The 16,386-nt window shown below is 56.5% G+C and carries 14 protein-coding genes and 1 tRNA gene; 10 read left to right on the top strand and 5 right to left on the bottom strand.

Features of this window, described 5'->3' with window-relative positions:
• Nucleotides 1–111: 111 nt before the first annotated feature.
• The gene (locus tag ABF979_RS01235) at nt 112–1,149 is read left to right on the top strand and encodes a DUF6624 domain-containing protein (protein WP_415557416.1); all 1,038 of its coding nucleotides are present in this window, start codon (nt 112–114) and stop codon (nt 1,147–1,149) included.
• A gap of 53 nt (nt 1,150–1,202) precedes the next feature.
• Here the strand turns inward: ABF979_RS01235 and ABF979_RS01230 are convergent, their stop codons facing one another.
• Both ABF979_RS01230 and fdhA read right to left on the bottom strand, forming a co-directional pair.
• Complete coding sequence (locus ABF979_RS01230; protein WP_415557414.1) at nt 1,203–1,772, bottom strand: NADPH-dependent FMN reductase; 570 nt, start codon at nt 1,770–1,772, stop codon at nt 1,203–1,205.
• Between the two features lie 75 nt (nt 1,773–1,847).
• Nucleotides 1,848–3,041 carry a formaldehyde dehydrogenase, glutathione-independent gene (fdhA, locus tag ABF979_RS01225; RefSeq protein WP_415557413.1) on the bottom strand — a complete coding sequence of 398 codons (1,194 nt, stop codon included), beginning with the start codon at nt 3,039–3,041 and terminating at the stop codon, nt 1,848–1,850.
• Between the two features lie 315 nt (nt 3,042–3,356).
• Here fdhA and ABF979_RS01220 point away from each other — a divergent pair, with 315 nt between their 5' ends.
• Nucleotides 3,357–4,169 carry a mechanosensitive ion channel family protein gene (locus ABF979_RS01220; protein ID WP_211500028.1) on the top strand — a complete coding sequence of 271 codons (813 nt, stop codon included), beginning with the start codon at nt 3,357–3,359 and terminating at the stop codon, nt 4,167–4,169.
• Between the two features lie 135 nt (nt 4,170–4,304).
• Here ABF979_RS01220 and ABF979_RS01215 read toward each other — a convergent pair.
• Nucleotides 4,305–4,381, bottom strand: a tRNA-Arg gene (locus ABF979_RS01215).
• 62 nt (nt 4,382–4,443) lie between these two features.
• Nucleotides 4,444–5,466 carry an alpha/beta hydrolase gene (locus ABF979_RS01210; RefSeq protein WP_415557412.1) on the bottom strand — a complete coding sequence of 341 codons (1,023 nt, stop codon included), beginning with the start codon at nt 5,464–5,466 and terminating at the stop codon, nt 4,444–4,446.
• Nucleotides 5,467–5,516: 50 nt separating this feature from the next.
• Between ABF979_RS01210 and polA the strand changes: the two genes are divergently transcribed.
• The 4 genes from polA to ABF979_RS01190 all read left to right on the top strand — a co-directional run bounded on the left by polA (nt 5,517) and on the right by ABF979_RS01190 (nt 11,677).
• Nucleotides 5,517–8,306, top strand: coding sequence for a DNA polymerase I (polA, locus tag ABF979_RS01205; RefSeq protein ID WP_415557411.1), 2,790 nt, complete (start codon nt 5,517–5,519; stop codon nt 8,304–8,306).
• A gap of 14 nt (nt 8,307–8,320) precedes the next feature.
• Nucleotides 8,321–8,929, top strand: a complete 609-nt coding sequence (locus ABF979_RS01200; RefSeq protein ID WP_064273936.1) for an SCO family protein — start codon at nt 8,321–8,323, stop codon at nt 8,927–8,929.
• Complete coding sequence (locus ABF979_RS01195) at nt 8,930–10,579, top strand: ABC transporter substrate-binding protein (protein ID WP_415557410.1); 1,650 nt, start codon at nt 8,930–8,932, stop codon at nt 10,577–10,579. It abuts the gene before it with no gap.
• A gap of 81 nt (nt 10,580–10,660) precedes the next feature.
• Nucleotides 10,661–11,677 carry a hypothetical protein gene (locus ABF979_RS01190; RefSeq protein ID WP_415557409.1) on the top strand — a complete coding sequence of 339 codons (1,017 nt, stop codon included), beginning with the start codon at nt 10,661–10,663 and terminating at the stop codon, nt 11,675–11,677.
• A 39-nt stretch (nt 11,678–11,716) separates the two neighbouring features.
• Here the strand turns inward: ABF979_RS01190 and purD are convergent, their stop codons facing one another.
• Nucleotides 11,717–12,946, bottom strand: a complete 1,230-nt coding sequence (gene purD, locus ABF979_RS01185; protein WP_415557408.1) for a phosphoribosylamine--glycine ligase — start codon at nt 12,944–12,946, stop codon at nt 11,717–11,719.
• Nucleotides 12,947–13,022: 76 nt separating this feature from the next.
• On the opposite strand from purD, the gene xseA reads away from it, so the two are divergent.
• The 4 genes from xseA to ABF979_RS01165 all read left to right on the top strand — a co-directional run bounded on the left by xseA (nt 13,023) and on the right by ABF979_RS01165 (nt 16,337).
• Nucleotides 13,023–14,519 (top strand): exodeoxyribonuclease VII large subunit, encoded by a 1,497-nt coding sequence (xseA, locus tag ABF979_RS01180; RefSeq protein ID WP_415557407.1) that lies wholly within the window; start codon nt 13,023–13,025, stop codon nt 14,517–14,519.
• 45 nt (nt 14,520–14,564) lie between these two features.
• Nucleotides 14,565–14,930, top strand: a complete 366-nt coding sequence (locus tag ABF979_RS01175; protein WP_215748930.1) for a hypothetical protein — start codon at nt 14,565–14,567, stop codon at nt 14,928–14,930.
• An 85-nt stretch (nt 14,931–15,015) separates the two neighbouring features.
• Nucleotides 15,016–15,369 (top strand): zinc ribbon domain-containing protein YjdM, encoded by a 354-nt coding sequence (locus ABF979_RS01170; RefSeq protein WP_046899740.1) that lies wholly within the window; start codon nt 15,016–15,018, stop codon nt 15,367–15,369.
• Between the two features lie 116 nt (nt 15,370–15,485).
• Entirely contained in the window at nt 15,486–16,337 is an 852-nt protein-coding gene (locus tag ABF979_RS01165) for an NmrA family NAD(P)-binding protein (RefSeq protein WP_415557405.1), read from the top strand.
• Nucleotides 16,338–16,386 lie beyond the last annotated feature (49 nt).

The following is a 16,386-nucleotide window of genomic DNA, read 5'->3' as shown; positions in this document are numbered from 1 at the left end:
CTCATGGAAAAGTCTGTACCGGAAATCCGGTGCAGGCTTTTTTTTGTTTGAAGAGCTAGCTTTTCCGCTTCTTATTGTATCGATATAAAAACGATATTTGTGGGGAAAATAATGAAGAGATGGAGTGTTGTTTCGGCTGCGGCTGGTCTGCTGATGACCTTCTCTCTCGCAAAAGCAGGGAGCGTTTCATTTCCTTCCGAACTTCAGTCGTATGTTCATGACGGCCATTTTGAAGTCGGGGATTTTGCGTGGATGCGCGGCGCATTTCCCGGAGCCAATGATGAACAGAAAAAGCGCTGGGAACACTTGCAGGCTTATTCTACCGCTTGCCTTAATGAGGCTACGAAGCAGGAAACTGAGGCGCTGCTGAGAGAGGGTGAAAAGGTAAGCGTGTCTTTGGAAGAACGGCCTTATATCCCATATGCGGATGAGAAGTGTTCGGGGCTCTGGTTCTGGTCCTCCTCACCTCAGAACGTCAAGACATGGCCTGAATTCAAAACTCTTGTGACAGAAGAGAGTCCCGTAATTCGTGCTTATCTGACGGCAGTTGAAGAAACGCAAAAAGCTGAAAATCTTATTGATGTAGACGGTAAAGAGCATGAATCTGAGAGATTGCTAATTCGTGGGGTAACGGATCAGACAATTCGTCGTCCTTTGATGAATGGTCTGGATCTAACAGGGGAGGGTCATCCTGCTTCAGTTCAGGTGAATGAATTTCGTACGATGTTTCTCGCAGAGCGGATGGAAGAGATTGACCACGCCAACACCCGTTGGCTGCAGAAAATTGTAGCATCCAAGGGCTGGCCCACTCTGACACAGGCTGGTTCTGTCACCTCGAAGGCTGCGTGGTTGCTGGTGCAGCATGCTGATGACGATATTGCCTTTCAGGCCAGGGCGCTAAAGCTCATGACCCAACTGGCGAAGAAAGGCGAAGTGAACCAATCCAATTATGCCCTGCTGACAGATCGCGTATCGATTGCCCTGACAGGGCATCAAATTTATGGATCACAGATGTCCTGCACCAAAGGGCGTCTTATTCCTTTGCCCATTGAGCAGCCCACTGACGTAAACCAGCGCAGGCATGCACTTGGCATTGGAACAATCGAACAGAAAATTTCCGAGATGAAAGAAGCGGGCATTTGCCGGTGAGCGGAGGCTCGGAGGCCGAGTTTTGTCTCTGCTCATGGCGGATGTTTTAGTGATCAGAACATGAGTTTCCGTGTCAGTTTTGCAAGTGCGTCAATCTGGCCGGTCAGAAATTTGCAGGTTGGTTCGTCCGTCAGTTTCAGCGTTTCCGGATCTACTTTACCCGTCACCATGCTAATCATGACTTCAGGGCGATTGAGAACATATGCGTCCAGAAAGACCATGTTCTGCCGGAGGTTGTATTGCGCTCTGGCACCTCCGATCATGCCGGGAGAGGCCGTCTGGATGGCGAGGGGTTTTCCGCTGAAAGGTTGGGGCGATACGCGGGAGAGCCAGTCGATTGCATTTTTCAATGCGCCAGGAATGGAATAATTGTATTCCGGGGTCACGATGATGACGCCGTCTGCGGCCTGGATCTGCTCGGCCATGGCCAGAACAGGGGCCGGGAAGCCTGCGTCCTGAACATCCTGGTCATAATGGGGAAAATCCCCGATTGATCCGAGCGCGCTAATGGAAATTCCTTCGGGCGCAAGCTCCGGCAAAGCACGAGCAACTGCCGCGTTGAAGGACGCTTTGCGCAGGCTTCCGAGCAGGGTGACGAAATGCAGGGGTGTATCGTTGGGCATGGACAGGTCTCCATCGAAGTGCCGGTCATGTCATGGCCAAAAGCTAGGGCAACCATGACATGACGTCAGAGTGAGTCAGGCTGCGTTTTTCAGCATTCCGTGAGGATCGAGAACGAATTTGCGCGGCGCGCCATTGTCGAAGTCATGGTAGCCCCGTGGTGCGTCTTCCAGTGAAATCACGGTGGCGTTGACGATATCGGCGATGGGCAGGCGTCCATGCAGAATGGCCTGCATCAGTTGCCGGTTATACCTCAGAACGGGGGTCTGACCGGTGTGGAACGACTGGCTTTTGGCCCAGCCCTGACCCAGCCGAAGTGTCAGGTTTCCTTTCTGCGCTGCAGCTTCATGAGCGCCCGGATCTTCCGTCACATACAAGCCTGGAATACCGATGGCCCCGGCTGGGCGGGTGACTTCCATGGCCTGATTGAGAATGACGGCTGGCTGCTCCTTTCCATCATATCCTTTGGCTTCAAAACCGACGGCATCAATGAAGCTGTCGACTTCCGGTGTTCCGATGACCTGTTCGATGAGGTCTCCGAGCCGGTCATGGTTCAGGAGGTTGATAGGTTCAAACCCGACCGCCTTCGCGTGGGCGAGGCGCTCAGGATTGAAATCGCCGATCATGACGACTGCGGCCCCTAGAATGCGCGCCGACGCGGCTGCGGCCATACCGACTGGCCCGGCGCCCGCGATATAGATCGTTGATCCCACACCCACCTTGGCATTGATGGCGCCATGGAACCCGGTGGGGAGAATATCGGTCAACATCGTGAGGTCTGTGATGCGCTCAAGTGCCTGAGCCTTGTCAGGGAAGCGCAGCAGATTGAAATCGGCATAAGGGACCATGACGTAGCGCGCTTGTCCGCCGATCCATCCGCCCATATCCACATAGCCATAGGCTCCCCCTGCGCGGCTCGCATTGACCGTCAGGCACACGCCCGTGTGCTGCTCGCGGCAGCATCGGCATCGCCCACAGGCGACGTTGAAGGGAACGGAGACCAGATCGCCCTTGCGGACCATCTCGACATCCGATCCGGTTTCGATGACTTCGCCGGTGATTTCGTGGCCCAGGACCAACCCCGATGGGGCGGTCGTGCGGCCTCGGACCATATGCTGGTCGGAGCCGCAGATATTGGTGGAGACGACCTTGAGAATGACGCCGTGGTCAATCTTCCGGCCATCGGGTGTTTCCATTCGGGGGTCGTCGATCCGCTGGACTTCAACATGATTAGGGCCGAGATAAACGACCCCTCTGTTTTCGTCAGACATGGCTTCTCTCCAGGTTCGGGCAGCGGCCATCCCTTGCGGCCGGGGTCGCCCGGCACGACGAAATGTTGTCGTACAGAGACCTCAACGTTCGTCATGCTCTCTGGAACCGTGACATAGGGCTACAGACGCGCCTCTCGCTCGAACGTGATGGGAATTCCTGTCCTTTGCCTGCGGCCACCTTCTGCGTCGGATGATTTGTGAACCAAGAGGCAACCAACTTTTCAAGCCAGACTTGAAGCCGCCCATGGAAGCCCACTACCCTGTGTCCTATCTGTAGGCACGACTGTGCCAACTGAACGAGCGACAGAGGGGGTCATGGAAAATCACGTTAATACATTGTGGGGACAGTTTTATGGCTGGCTTCCCACTCTTCTGAGTTACGTCGGGCAGCTTGTTCTGGCGATTATCGTGCTGTTGGTGGGCTGGTCCATCATCAACATGATCACGCGTGGCATGGGCCGCATGATGGCTGCCAGCAACATTGAGCCGACCCTCCGGGGCTTTCTGCTCAGTGTCGTCGGGCTGCTGCTGAAGGCGCTTCTGCTGATCAGCGTTGCTTCGATGGTTGGCATTGCAACGACGTCTTTCGTCGCGGTTCTGGGCGCGGCCGGCCTGGCTGTTGGCATGGCGCTTCAGGGCAGTCTTGCCAACTTTGCGGGTGGCGTGCTGATCCTGCTGTTCCGTCCGTTCAAGGTCGGTGATTCCATTACCGCAGCGGGTAATACCGGAACGGTTGTTTCGATCGAGATGTTCCGCACCGTGCTGCAGGATGCCAGCAATGACATCGTCTATGTGCCGAACGGGACGCTCTCGAACAATGTTGTCATTAACAGCTCCCAGTCAGAGCGGCTTCTGGCGTCGGTCAGTCTGCTGATTGATTACAACGACGATATCGACAAGGCTCGTGCACTGCTTCTGGGGCTGTTTGAAAATGACGCTCTGGTTCTCAAAACGCCCGCGCCATCCGTTTCGTTTCTGCCTCGTCCGGCCAATGTCGCCGTGACGCTGGGCTTCTGGTGCGCACCGGGTAACGTAACGCCGCTGGTTGCCAAGTACTCTGAGGCATCCATTCAGGCACTGAAGAAAGAAGGCTTCCGTCTGGGTGTTACGGCCCGCACTGCGGCTTGAACCTTTTCGAGGCCTGTCCAGGATGATGCTGGGCAGGCCTCGTTATGGTCTTTGGAGCATGTTCCATTAAGAACGCAGCGCGTTGTTCCTGTAAGGAAAACTCACTCGGCTGAAAATAGCGATTTTTGAGATTGATGGTGGACCCGACGCGATTCGAACGCGTGACCTTTGCCTTCGGAGGGCAACGCTCTATCCAGCTGAGCTACGGGTCCGTCGGGTTTCCAATAGACGGTTCAGGATAGGCTTGCCAAGCCCTTAGTAGAATTTTGTTTGTTTACGGTTGCGCGGTGGCTTTCCAGAGAGCTGCCGCCACGTCTCCGCCAGATGGGAGGGCGCTTTCGGGCGTCAAAATCCATGAGGTGACGTCCTGTGCTGTCATCCGTTTATCCCGGCTCATCAGGTGGTGGGCCGTCGGAAATTCGTCCAGTCGTACTGAGCCGGGAAGGCGTTGCAACAGACGTGCTGTGTAAGGCGGAAGAACGAACTGGTCCCGACCACCGAAAATCATAAGCATGGGTGTCCTGACTCGTGATGCGGCATCGAAGGCGGTGGTCATGAGGTGGGTCAGGCCAAAAAGTGGATGAATGGTCGAACTATGCTGGGTCAGCGGGTCGAAATACATGCGTCGCAGGGCACGGATATTATCGCTCGCAACGCGCTCTCCGGGGACGGCTGATCCATCCAGTTTCCAGTGGGGCGCGACTGTATCGAGGCCATCCAGAACGGTCTGCCAGGGCTCACCGAGTTTCATGATGGCTGGTGCGAGAAGAATGGTTCCGGACAGTTCTGGTGGCGGCTCGGTCGCAAGGAGCAGGGCGACGGCTCCCCCCATGCTCTCGCCCATGACATAGAGAGGCACGCCGGGGTAACGCCTGCGGAGCCACGCAAGCTCTTCCCGCGTGTCCTGAATCATGCGCGCCGTGCTGCTCCAGCCACCTGCGTCCTGTGTGGCGCCGAACCCGCGCTGATCTGGGGCGACGATTTCGATGCCGGCCGCGCTCAGGGGCGGTGCAAAGAATTCCCACGCATCCCGGCTGTCTCCAAAGCCATGAAGGGCCAGAACAACGGCCTTCAATGGGTGTATTGCGGGATAAATTCTTAAAGGAATGCGAGCGCCGTCGGACATGCTGAGCGTCACATCGGGAGGGATGAGGGCTGTTTCTTTCGCTGTCGGATGCAGGTCGGGCATTGGCCGGTGCGTGCAGGCACCAAGAAACAGCGTGCAGGCCGTAAAGCAGGCCACGGTGCAGGAAAGACGCCACAGGCGGTTTGAAACGGATGGGAATGAGCCTATCATCGCGAAGATTTTAGAACGTCCGGCCCTTCCGGGCGAGAAGGGAGATATTCGTGCCGTCTGAAACGCCTCATCTGGTTCTGGTTGACGGGTCTGGGTTCATTTTCCGTGCTTTCCATGCCCTCCCGCCTATGAGTAGTCCGGATGGTGTGCCGGTCAATGCGGTTTATGGCTTCACGAATATGCTGACGCGCCTGCTGCGCGATCATGTTGGCACGCATCTGGCCGTCATTTTCGATGCTGGTCGTCAGACGTTCCGCAACGAGATTTATCCTCAATACAAGGCGCATCGCCCTGAGCCGCCAGAAGACCTGCGCCCGCAGTTTGGTCTGATCCGGGATGCGACAGCGGCGTTCAATGTGCCGTCGATTGAACTGGCTGGCTGGGAAGCAGACGATCTGATTGCGAGCTACGCCAAGGCTGTTGTGGCGCAGGGTGGACGCTGCACGATCATCTCATCGGACAAGGATCTGATGCAGTTGATCTGCCCTGGTGTCGAACTGATGGACCCGATGAAGCAGAAGCCGATTCGGGAAGCTGAGGTTGAGGCCAAGTTTGGTGTGCGGCCAGATCAGGTTGTCGATGTTCAGGCCCTGATGGGGGATTCTACCGATAACGTGCCGGGTGTGCCGGGCATCGGCGCGAAGGGCGCAGCCCAGCTCATTAATGAATATGGCACGCTGGAAAAGGTTCTGGATGCTGCGGAGGGCATGAAAGCCTCCAAGCGCCGCCAGAACCTGATTGAATTTGCAGATGCCGCCCGGATGTCTCGCAAGCTGGTTCTGCTGGCGGATGACGTGCCGCTCCCTCAGCCGATTGATGAACTGGGGTGCCGTGAGCCAGTTCAGGAAACGCTCCGGGACTGGCTCGACACGATGGGATTCCATTCCACGATCCAGCGTATGGGTTTGGGGTTGGCGGCAAAGCCAAGGCCCACGTCTCGTCCCAAGGCAGCGCCAGCGGAGGGTGAAGCACCGACCGTGACGCTCTCTGAAGCGTCTTATGGACCGTATGAAACGGTTACGGATTTCGAGACGCTGGATCGGTGGATTGCCGAGGCGCGAACGGCTGGGGCCGTCGCTGTTGATACAGAGACGGACAGCCTCAATGCGCGTCAGGCCAATATGGTCGGGCTGTCGCTCTCTGTTGCGCCGGGAAAGGCCTGTTATGTGCCATTCCTGCATGAAGGCAAGCGGGATCTGTTGCAGGATGGTCCGGACGATCAGCCGACAGATCGGCAGCTTGATCGTGCTGCAACGCTGGAGCGTCTTGCCCCGCTGATGCGGGATGCGTCTGTTCTGAAAATCTTCCAGAACGCGAAATATGATCTGACGGTGTTCCGTAAGGCCGGTCTGTCTGAAATAACGCCGATCGACGATACGATGCTCATTTCCTATGCGCAGTCTGCGGGTGAGCACGGGCAGGGTATGGATGAGCTCTCCCAGCTTCATCTGGGGCATACGCCGATCACTTATGATTCTGTAACGGGAACGGGGCGTAAGCGCATTCCGTTCGCTGAAGTGCCGCTGGATCAGGCGACAGCGTATGCGGCGGAAGATGCCGATGTCACGCTGCGGCTGTGGCAGGTTCTGCGTCCGCAGTTACGTATTCGTCAGTCGCTGGCCCTCTATGAAGAAATCGAGCGGCCTCTGATTGAAGTCCTGACGGATATGGAAGACGTCGGGATCAAGGTGGATGCCGTTGAACTGCGGCGCATGTCGGCCGATTTTGAAACGCGTATGGCGGTGATCGAGAAGGATATTCACGAACAGGTTGGGCGCAGTTTTAATGTTGGGTCGCCCAAGCAGCTTGGTGAGATCCTGTTCGACGAAATGGAGCTTCCGGGCGGGAAACGCACCAAGAGCGGCTCTTGGGGCACGGACTCTTCTGTCCTTGAGGGACTGGCGGAGCAGGGGCATGATCTGCCGCAGAAAATCCTGTCCTGGCGTCAGTTGGCCAAGCTGAAATCGACTTATGCCGATGCGCTGGTCGAGCAGATGGATCAGGGAACGCAGCGCGTTCACACGTCCTTTCAGATGGCCATTACGACCACTGGGCGTTTGTCTTCCAATGAGCCGAACCTTCAGAACATTCCGATCCGTACGGAAGAAGGCGCGCTGATCCGTAAGGCCTTCGTGGCGGCTCCGGGGCATGTTTTGGTGTCTGCGGATTACAGCCAGATCGAACTGCGACTTCTGGCCCATGTGGCGAAGATCGAGCCTTTGCTGGAGGCGTTCCATCTTGGGCAGGACATTCATGCCCGCACAGCCTCCGAAGTGTTCGGTATTCCCATTGAAGGCATGGACCCGCTAACCCGTCGCCGGGCCAAGGCCATCAACTTCGGCATTATTTACGGTATTTCAGCGTTCGGTCTGGGGCGCCAACTTCAGATTTCGCCGGGTGAAGCACGCTCTTACATTGATGCGTATTTTGCTCGCTATCCCGGTATCCGCGCCTACATGGAGCGCACCAAGGAAGAGGCGAAAGAGCATGGCTACGTTCTGACGCCGTTTGGTCGCCGCTGTTATGTGCCCGGCATCAAGGACAAGAACGGCGCTCGCCGGTCTTATGCTGAGCGTCAGGCGATCAATGCGCCGCTTCAGGGCGGAGCCGCTGACATCATCAAGCGCGCCATGGTGAGTCTGGCGAGAAAGCTGCCTGAGACGGGCCTGAAAGCGCAGATGCTGCTTCAGGTGCATGACGAACTGCTCTTCGAAGTTCAGGAGCAGGATGCGCAGGCATTGGCGGATTTCGTCCGTCAGGAAATGGGAAGTGCTGCCAAGCTGGATGTGGCACTTGAGGTTGAAACCGGTATTGGCCCGAGCTGGGCTGACGCACACTGAGAGACTGAACGACCATGGAAACCCAACACGAACGCCGCAAGCGGATCAGCAATCGCATCATCTGGGGGGTGCTGGCAGTTGCGGCAGTTCTGGCCGGGGTCGGCTTCCAGTTGGCCTCTCACGGTGGACCGGGGCTGCTGGTACAGTCTAACGGAAATGAAGTGGGCGGTAGCTTCCGTCTTGATTCCCTTGGAGAAAGCACGGTCACGGAAGGAGACTTCCACGGGACCTGGGTTCTGGTGTGGTTCTTTGACACCAACTGCCCGGAAGATCGCTGCCAGCCGGTGCTGAAAAGCATGGAGCAGGCGTATCAGGCCCTTCACGCACAAGGCGTCCGTGTGTCTCCGCTCGCGGTGTCTCTGGACCCGTTTGATGAAAACGAAGCCCTCAGAAACTATGTCATTCCGGTCGCTCCCCATGTGATGCCGTTCACGGGTACGCCGAATATGATCAAGGCCATGACGGCTGAGTATCATGCTCCGGATCAGAAAGAGGGTGACCATTACGTTCCGGCCCCGCGGATCGTTATCATGGATCCAAGCGCCCGGTATGCTGGCACGATCGATGCGACTGGCGATGCGGATGCGTTGATTGCCCGCCTTCGTCAGCTGTCAAAGCGCTAAATGGCAATGCGTGTCCCGGCCTTTCTCCTCGCTCTTTCACTTGGCGTGGCCGGGACGGCGTTTGCTCAGGAGCAAACACCTCCTGACTGGGATGGGCAGACGCTGGACAGCCCGCATAGAGGTGGAACGCTTCGGCTCACCGCTGATGGTCCCGGCGGGACGTTGGACCCGCAGGTTAATTACGGCACGCAGTACATGCAGGTGTTCGTCAATATGTACGATCCCCTGCTGACGTTTAGAGAGGCGCGTGGCCCCACCGGGCTGGAGGTCGTTCCCGATCTTGCGGATGCCATGCCGACTATCAGCCCTGATGGGCTGACATGGACACTTCATTTACGGTCCGGTCTGAAGTTTTCGAATGGGTCGCCGGTTCGTGTTGAAGACGTCGTGGCGTCTTTTCGTCGGATCTATAGGGTTGGTAGCCCGACGGCGGCCTCATTTTACGGCGGGATTGTCGGGGCGAAAGAATGCCTGGATGCGCCGGATCACTGCACGTTGCCGGGTGTGGAAGGGCGCCCAGATGGAACGATCGTGTTTCATCTGGCTCATCCGGATGGAGAGTTTCTCTACAAGCTTGCGTTCCCTCACGCAGTTATTCTGCCTGCGTCAGTGTCTGTGCACGATGTGGGGAATGAGACCGTGCCGGGCACAGGGCCTTATCGGATCACGCATTACGATCCCGAGCATGGCATTGTGCTGGAACGAAACTCTTACTTTCATGTCTGGAACCCGCAGGCCCAGACAGACGGGTTTGCTGACCGGATCGAGTATAATTTTGGCCTCTCTGACGAGGCGCAGATTACTGCGGTCGAGCAGGGTCAATATGACTGGATGCTCGATGCCAAGCCCTCTGACCGATTGGGTGAACTCGGCGCGAAATACACCTCGCAGGTTCATATCGAGCCGCTGCTGGGGCTGTATTATCTGGCCATGAATGTGCATGAAAAGCCGTTTACAGATCAGCGGGTGCGTCAGGCTGTCAGTATGGCTGTGAACCGGCATGCCATGACCATTTTGTTCGGTGGCAGTGCCATTTCTGAACCGCTTTGCCAGATGGTGCCGCATGGTATTCCCGGCGCGGACCTTGGGTTGTCCTGCCCGCAAAATCTGGACGAGGCTCGGCGACTGGTTCGGGAGGCTGGTGCGGAAGGGCAGGCGGTCACGCTGGTTGTGCCCAACCGCGCTATCGAACTGGGCATGGGGACGTATCTGCGGAATGTGCTTCAGCAGATTGGCTTGAAAGCGCAGCTACGCCCGATCACGGCTGGTCTGGCAGATTCTTACGAGCAGAATACGGCTAACCATGTGCAGATCGCTCTGGCTTACTGGTTTGCCGATTATCCGTCCGCCTCAACCTTTCTGGATGATTTGTTCGGGTGTGATAACTATCATCCGAATTCTGCCATTTCCCCAAACTTTACCGGCTTCTGTGACCAGCACGTTCAGAGTCTGTTCGAGCAGGCCAAGGCGCAGACCGATCCAGCCAAAGCCGCGCCCATCTGGCAGGTGGCGGGGCATGAGATCATGCGGCAGATGCCGGGTGCTCCGATGATTCAGATGAAGACTATTGATTTCGTGTCAAAAAGGCTGGGAAATTATTACTCGACGCTTTTGAGCCACATGCTGTTTTCTCATGTTTGGGTGAAATAGAGATCAAAAGACGAATAATATTGTACAGATAGTTTTTGGTGGTGTCTTCTCCTTACTGTGTAGTTTGTAAGAAGAAAATTTATGAGAATTTTGCTCGCGTGCCTCATGGTCGCTGGTCTTGTAAGTTCTTGTTTTGGGGAAGTACGGGCGCATGACGTTCTGGACTCTCCCGAAAACTGCATCAAGGCTGCAGTTGTTTTGCCTTTGCTGGGCGGCTCGGGAGATGCGCCTATCATTCCCGTCCAAGCAAACGGTATTAACGCGGCCATGTATGTCAGTCCCATGTTCGGGCGCGTTATGGTTCATAATGCCGGAAAGCTCTGGTTCCCGCTTGGAGCCGACATGCCCTTGAAAGCCCAGAATGGTGCGGTGACGTTAACCTCCCGAACACTCATCGATGATGTGCAGATCGGACCAATGGATCTGGGAGCGATGCGGGCCAATCTTCTGGACGGTCAGGCTGAGCACCTTGTCGATGGTCGGCCCCTCGTTGGAATGCTGGGGTTAGGGAACGAAATCTTTTCCGAAACTGATATTCTTTTTGACGTGCCTAATGGCAAGCTGGCGTTTCTGAAGTTTCGAACAGACAAGGCCTGCAAGGATGCGGCGCATCGTCTCATGGGGGCTCAGGCACATGTTGTGCAACTCCGTCGTGGAGCACTAATTGCTGTTCGCGCCAATGCAACGTCTCAGGATATGGTTCTTGACCCGGATTTATCAGAAACGGTTTTACCGACATCCTGGGAAGACGCCCTGAACCTGACATCGAATGACATTCGGCATGAGCCGATCGTGACCACCCAGTATGTCGGGATATCAGTCGGGCACCAGTATGTTCTTAATGGGCTGAATATTGGCGGGTATAACCCTGGGCCCATGAACGTGCTGTTCCAGTCTGATATTTCGATTGCAGCACTGGGAGGCGATGTTTTCAGGAAAGCGGCTGTTTTGCTGGACAGGGACGCTGGTCAGGCGGTTTTTCTTCCCGAAACAGAAAACACGTCTCGTCCGACACTGCATTTCCATTTTGATGAAAACCATGCCGGGCATACAGCCGTCACACAGAAGACTGGTCAGATTGAAACCGGTGTGAAGTGAAGGTTTAGGCAGGGATCACTTCACACCTCAAGTATATTTTTACAGGCCAATATCTGTACGGAAAATCTTGTCTTCCCACTGAATGGCTGACGCGCCTTCATAAGCAAGACGACGTGCATCTTCAGGCATTGTTGCCTTGGCGCAGACTGTCAGAACACGTCCACCATCCGCGACAAGAACGCCATCGACCAGCTTTGTCCCAGCATGGAAAACCGAAACGCCCGGGACGGCTTCGGCGCGTTCGATGCCCGAAATGCGACCGCCCTTTTTCGCGGCATCCGGGTAGCCATTAGCAGCCAGCACCAGTGAGATAGACGCTTCGTCGGAGAAGTCGGCAGCGGCATGATCGAGATTGCCGTCTGCGAGAGCTGCAAGAATAGGAAGCAGGTCTGACTTGAGGCGGATCAGGAGTGCCTGCGCTTCCGGATCACCAAAGCGGACATTGTATTCAATCAGCTTTGGGCCTTCATTCGTCAGCATCAGGCCAGCGAAAATCACGCCACGGAAAGGCGTCCCGCGACGCACCATTTCCGCCAGCATCGGGCGCACGCTGAGGTCCAGCGCCTTTTCCTGAGCCGCGCGATCAAAGCCGGGTGGTGGGGAAATGGCACCCATACCGCCGGTGTTTGGCCCCGTATCACCATCGCCCAGACGCTTGTGGTCGCGGGCTGCACCGATCAGAACGGCCTTTTCGTCCGAGCAGAATGCGAAAAGGGAGACCTCTTCGCCCACAAGGCATTCTTCAATCACAAGCGGCATGCCCAGCTTGCGAATGGCATCCTCTGCCTCGTCTACGCTCAACGCTACGACGACGCCTTTACCGGCGGCTAGTCCATCGGCTTTCACCACGATCGGTGCGCCGCGTCGACGCACAAATTCAAGGGCAGGAGCCTCTTCTTCAAAGCGCTCCCATTTTGCAGTTGGAATGGCTGCTGCGTCTGCCACTTCTTTGGTGAAGGCTTTGCTACCCTCCAGCAGAGCTGCCGCCCTGGTCGGGCCAGCACATGGAATGCCAGCGTCCGCACAGGCATCAGCAAGGCCTGCGACCAAAGGGGCTTCAGGTCCGGGGACGATCAGATCAATTTTCTGCTCTTTTGCGAAGGCAACAAGACCAGAGACGTCATCAACCTTGAGGGGAACCAAGGTGGCCAAAGACGTCATGCCGGGATTGCCAGGCGCCGCATAAAGGGCCGAAAGACTGGGCGAGCGCGCCAGACATGTTGCCAGGGCGTGTTCGCGCCCTCCGGAACCGACCAGCAAAACGCGCATTCCGCTCTCCCTTTTCATCTGCGGGTCCCTGAGATCAGGGCTTCGTCTGACGGCGTGCGTAGCATAGACTGGCGCCATGATGGAGAGTGATGCCGCGTCTGCACGCGGGAATGTGCCGCAATATTCAGTTTCCGAGATTTCCGGAGCCATCAAGCGCACGCTTGAGACCGGATTCGGGCGTGTTCGTGTGCGTGGTGAGGTGACGGAACTCAAGCGTTACCCGTCGGGGCATATCTATCTGTCCCTGAAAGATGAGGGTGGAAAGATCTCCGGCGTCATCTGGCGTGGAACGGTGTCGCGTCTGGGTATGGCGCCCGAGAACGGTAATGAAGTCATCGCGACGGGGAAGGTCTCGTCCTACGGCGAGCGCTCCAGTTATCAGCTCATCATTGATCGGATGGAATTCGCAGGCGAGGGGGCTCTGCTCGCCAATATCGAGCGCCTGCGTCGCAAACTGCTGGATGAGGGACTGTTCGAAGCCGATCGCAAGAAGCCCATTCCGTTTCTGCCATCGCTTGTCGGTGTCGTGACCTCACGGTCCGGGGCGGTTCTTCATGATATTCGTACGACCATTGAACGTCGCTTTCCCCGGGATGTGTTGTTGTGGCCTGTTGCCGTACAGGGAGAGGGGGCTGCGGCCCAGATCGCTGCGGCCATTGACGGTATGGCACAGAGGTCTCGTCGCCCGGATGTTCTGATTGTGGCCCGTGGTGGTGGCTCTCTTGAAGATCTTATGGCCTTCAATGATGAGCGTGTTTTGCGTGCCGTTGCAGCCTGTCCCATCCCGGTTATTTCTGCTGTTGGTCACGAGACAGACACTACACTGATCGATCTTGTCTCAGACCGCCGTGCACCGACGCCAACGGCTGCGGCAGAAATGGCCGTGCCCTTGCGCTCTGAACTGGTCGCAGATCTGGCACATCGGACGGCTCGTCTGGCAGGTGGTTTGAGCCGCATCATGCAGACATCCCGGGCAAGGCTGGAGCAGGCTACATCGCGACTGCCAGATCTGCCGTCTCTTCTTGAGACTGCACGCATGCGGTTGGATGACCGGAGCCAGCGCCTTGATCTTGCTCTTCCAGCCTTTGTCATGCGCGCAAGAAGCCGCCTGGATGCTCCAGTACGGCAACTGCCGTCGCCGGAACTGATTGTCAGCCGGGCGAGGGCCGCCCTGACTGCGCCCTCAAGGCAGCTTCCGTCACCACGTTTAATGATTGAACGGCGACAGAGCGCTCTTCGTGCGTCAGAGACCGCTCTTGTCACGGCATGGCAACGCGCGTCCCAACGGTTCCACCTTCGGGTAGAACGACAGAGACTGTCTCCTGAAACGCTCAATAGCGCCCTCAGGCTTCAGAAAGCGCGTCTTGATGGGTTGGGAAGTCATCTGGAAGCGGTCTCCCCGAGGGCGATCCTCAGCAGGGGATATGTGCTCGTCCAGGATAGCAAGGGGCGCCCCGTGACCCATTCCGACGCGGAACCTTTGAACGGACGTGTGGTTCTGTCTTTCGCTGACGGCCAACGTGGGGCAAAACTCGATACCCTTCTTACGTCCCAGGCCGATCTGGGTCTTTAATGGTGAAGTGTCCGGGCGTGGCCCGGTTTGTGATCCGGAGTTCACATGCGTTCGTTCTGGTTGAGCCTTGTTGTCCTGCCTCTTCTGGCAGCTTGTGCGGAGCAGCCTTCCGCCACGTCTTCTCATGCAGCCGTGCAGGCTCCAGCCCAAAAGATTCCCCCGCAGGATTTTGCTCCGGGATTGGCCGAAGAAGCTCCGGCGGATGGTCATAAGGTGCTTCTGAATGACCCGTCTGCACCGTCAAATACGCCGCTTTGCGGGACAGCGCAGCGTGAAGCCAATCTGGCAGGATCAGCGCTCTATGCGCAGGGTTTAGCCACCACAACATCGTCCTGCCCGCAGAATGCGTGTTTTGAACCTTTGACGGGAACGTTCATTGCGGCAAACGGCAATAAGAGCGTCTGCCGGTAAAAGTTTTCCGGGCAGATTGAGCTGGCGCATTTCCCTATCATCTTCAGTGCTTTAAAGTGGATCTCACGAAAGAGTGAGGTTTGATATGACTGATGAGCTGAAATGTCCCAAATGTGGGTCGGAGCATGTTTATCCGGATGGGACCCTGTGGGTCTGTCCGGACTGCGGCAATGAATGGAATCCGGAAGAGGGCGGTCAGGCTGACGCTGGCGACGCATCTGCGGAAATCAAAGATGCCAATGGCAATGTTCTTGTAGATGGTGACAGCGTTACGGTTGTGAAGGACCTGAAAGTCAAAGGATCTTCGCTGGTTGTGAAAAGCGGCACCAAGGTCAAGAACATTCGTCTTGTTGATGCGACGGACGGACATAATATTGCCTGTAAGATCGCGGGAATTGGGGCCATGAACCTGAAGTCTGAATTTGTAAAAAAATCCTGACAGGGTACGCCATTTAGTAACATCGTGTGTGCTTTCATCAGCCTTCGTGAGGTCTCCTTGCGAAGGCTGATGCCGTTCTGGGGCATACGCCATTGGGCAATACAGGGGATGTAGGCATGTATGTCATTCTTGGCGGGACAGGCCATGTCGGCCGCGCTGTCGCACAAACTGTTGTGACGGCTGGGCATAACGTCACGGTAGTAACCCGGCAGGTTGTTGCGGCCTTTGAACAACGCCACGCCGGCGTAGATTATGCGGCAGTGGATGTGAATGATACCGATACTCTGAGGGCACTTTTTCAGAGGGCGCAACGCGTATTCGTTCTCAATCCCCCTGCGGCAGTGTCTGGCAATACGGATGTAGAAGAACGCAAGACCGTATGCTCCATTTTGAAAGCACTGCGGGGCGTTGCTCTGGAAAAGGTCGTCGTGCAATCCACCTATGGCGTGCAGCCTGGTGAGCACTGTGGCGATCTCGGCGTTTTGTATGAGCTGGAACAGGGTGCGCAGGCCCTGAACGTTCCGGTGTGTATTGTCCGCGCGGCCTATTACATAAGCAACTGGGCGGCGGCGATAAGCGCTGCAAAAGCAACAGGAGTGCTACAGACATTTCTGCCGCCAACACAGGCGTTTCCCATGGTCGCTCCAGAAGACGTTGGAAGCCTGGCAGGTCAGTTACTGATGTCTGACGTCGAAGAGAGGGGTATCCACAATATTGAGGGGCCGGAGAGCTACACCCCTTCAGATGTTGCTGCTGTCCTTTCCAGACTGTTAGGTCGCGCCATCCAAGTGCAGGTCATTCCTCAGGAGAGGTGGTATGAGGCCTATCGCGGAAATGGCTTCTCGAAAGAGGCCGCGCAGTCTTATGCGAACATGACCGGGCTCTTTGTTTATCAACATTATGACCGCCCCGCAGACCCCGTGCGGGGCTCCACAAGCCTTGAAGCTTGCCTGAAGCGTTACGCGTAAACCGGGCATAAAAAAAGCCGACCGGGAAATATCCGGTCGGCTTTTTGTT

Source organism: Gluconobacter sp. (genome assembly GCF_047723935.1).
Lineage (GTDB): Bacteria > Pseudomonadota > Alphaproteobacteria > Acetobacterales > Acetobacteraceae > Gluconobacter.
This window is presented reverse-complemented; position numbering and strand designations above follow the sequence as displayed.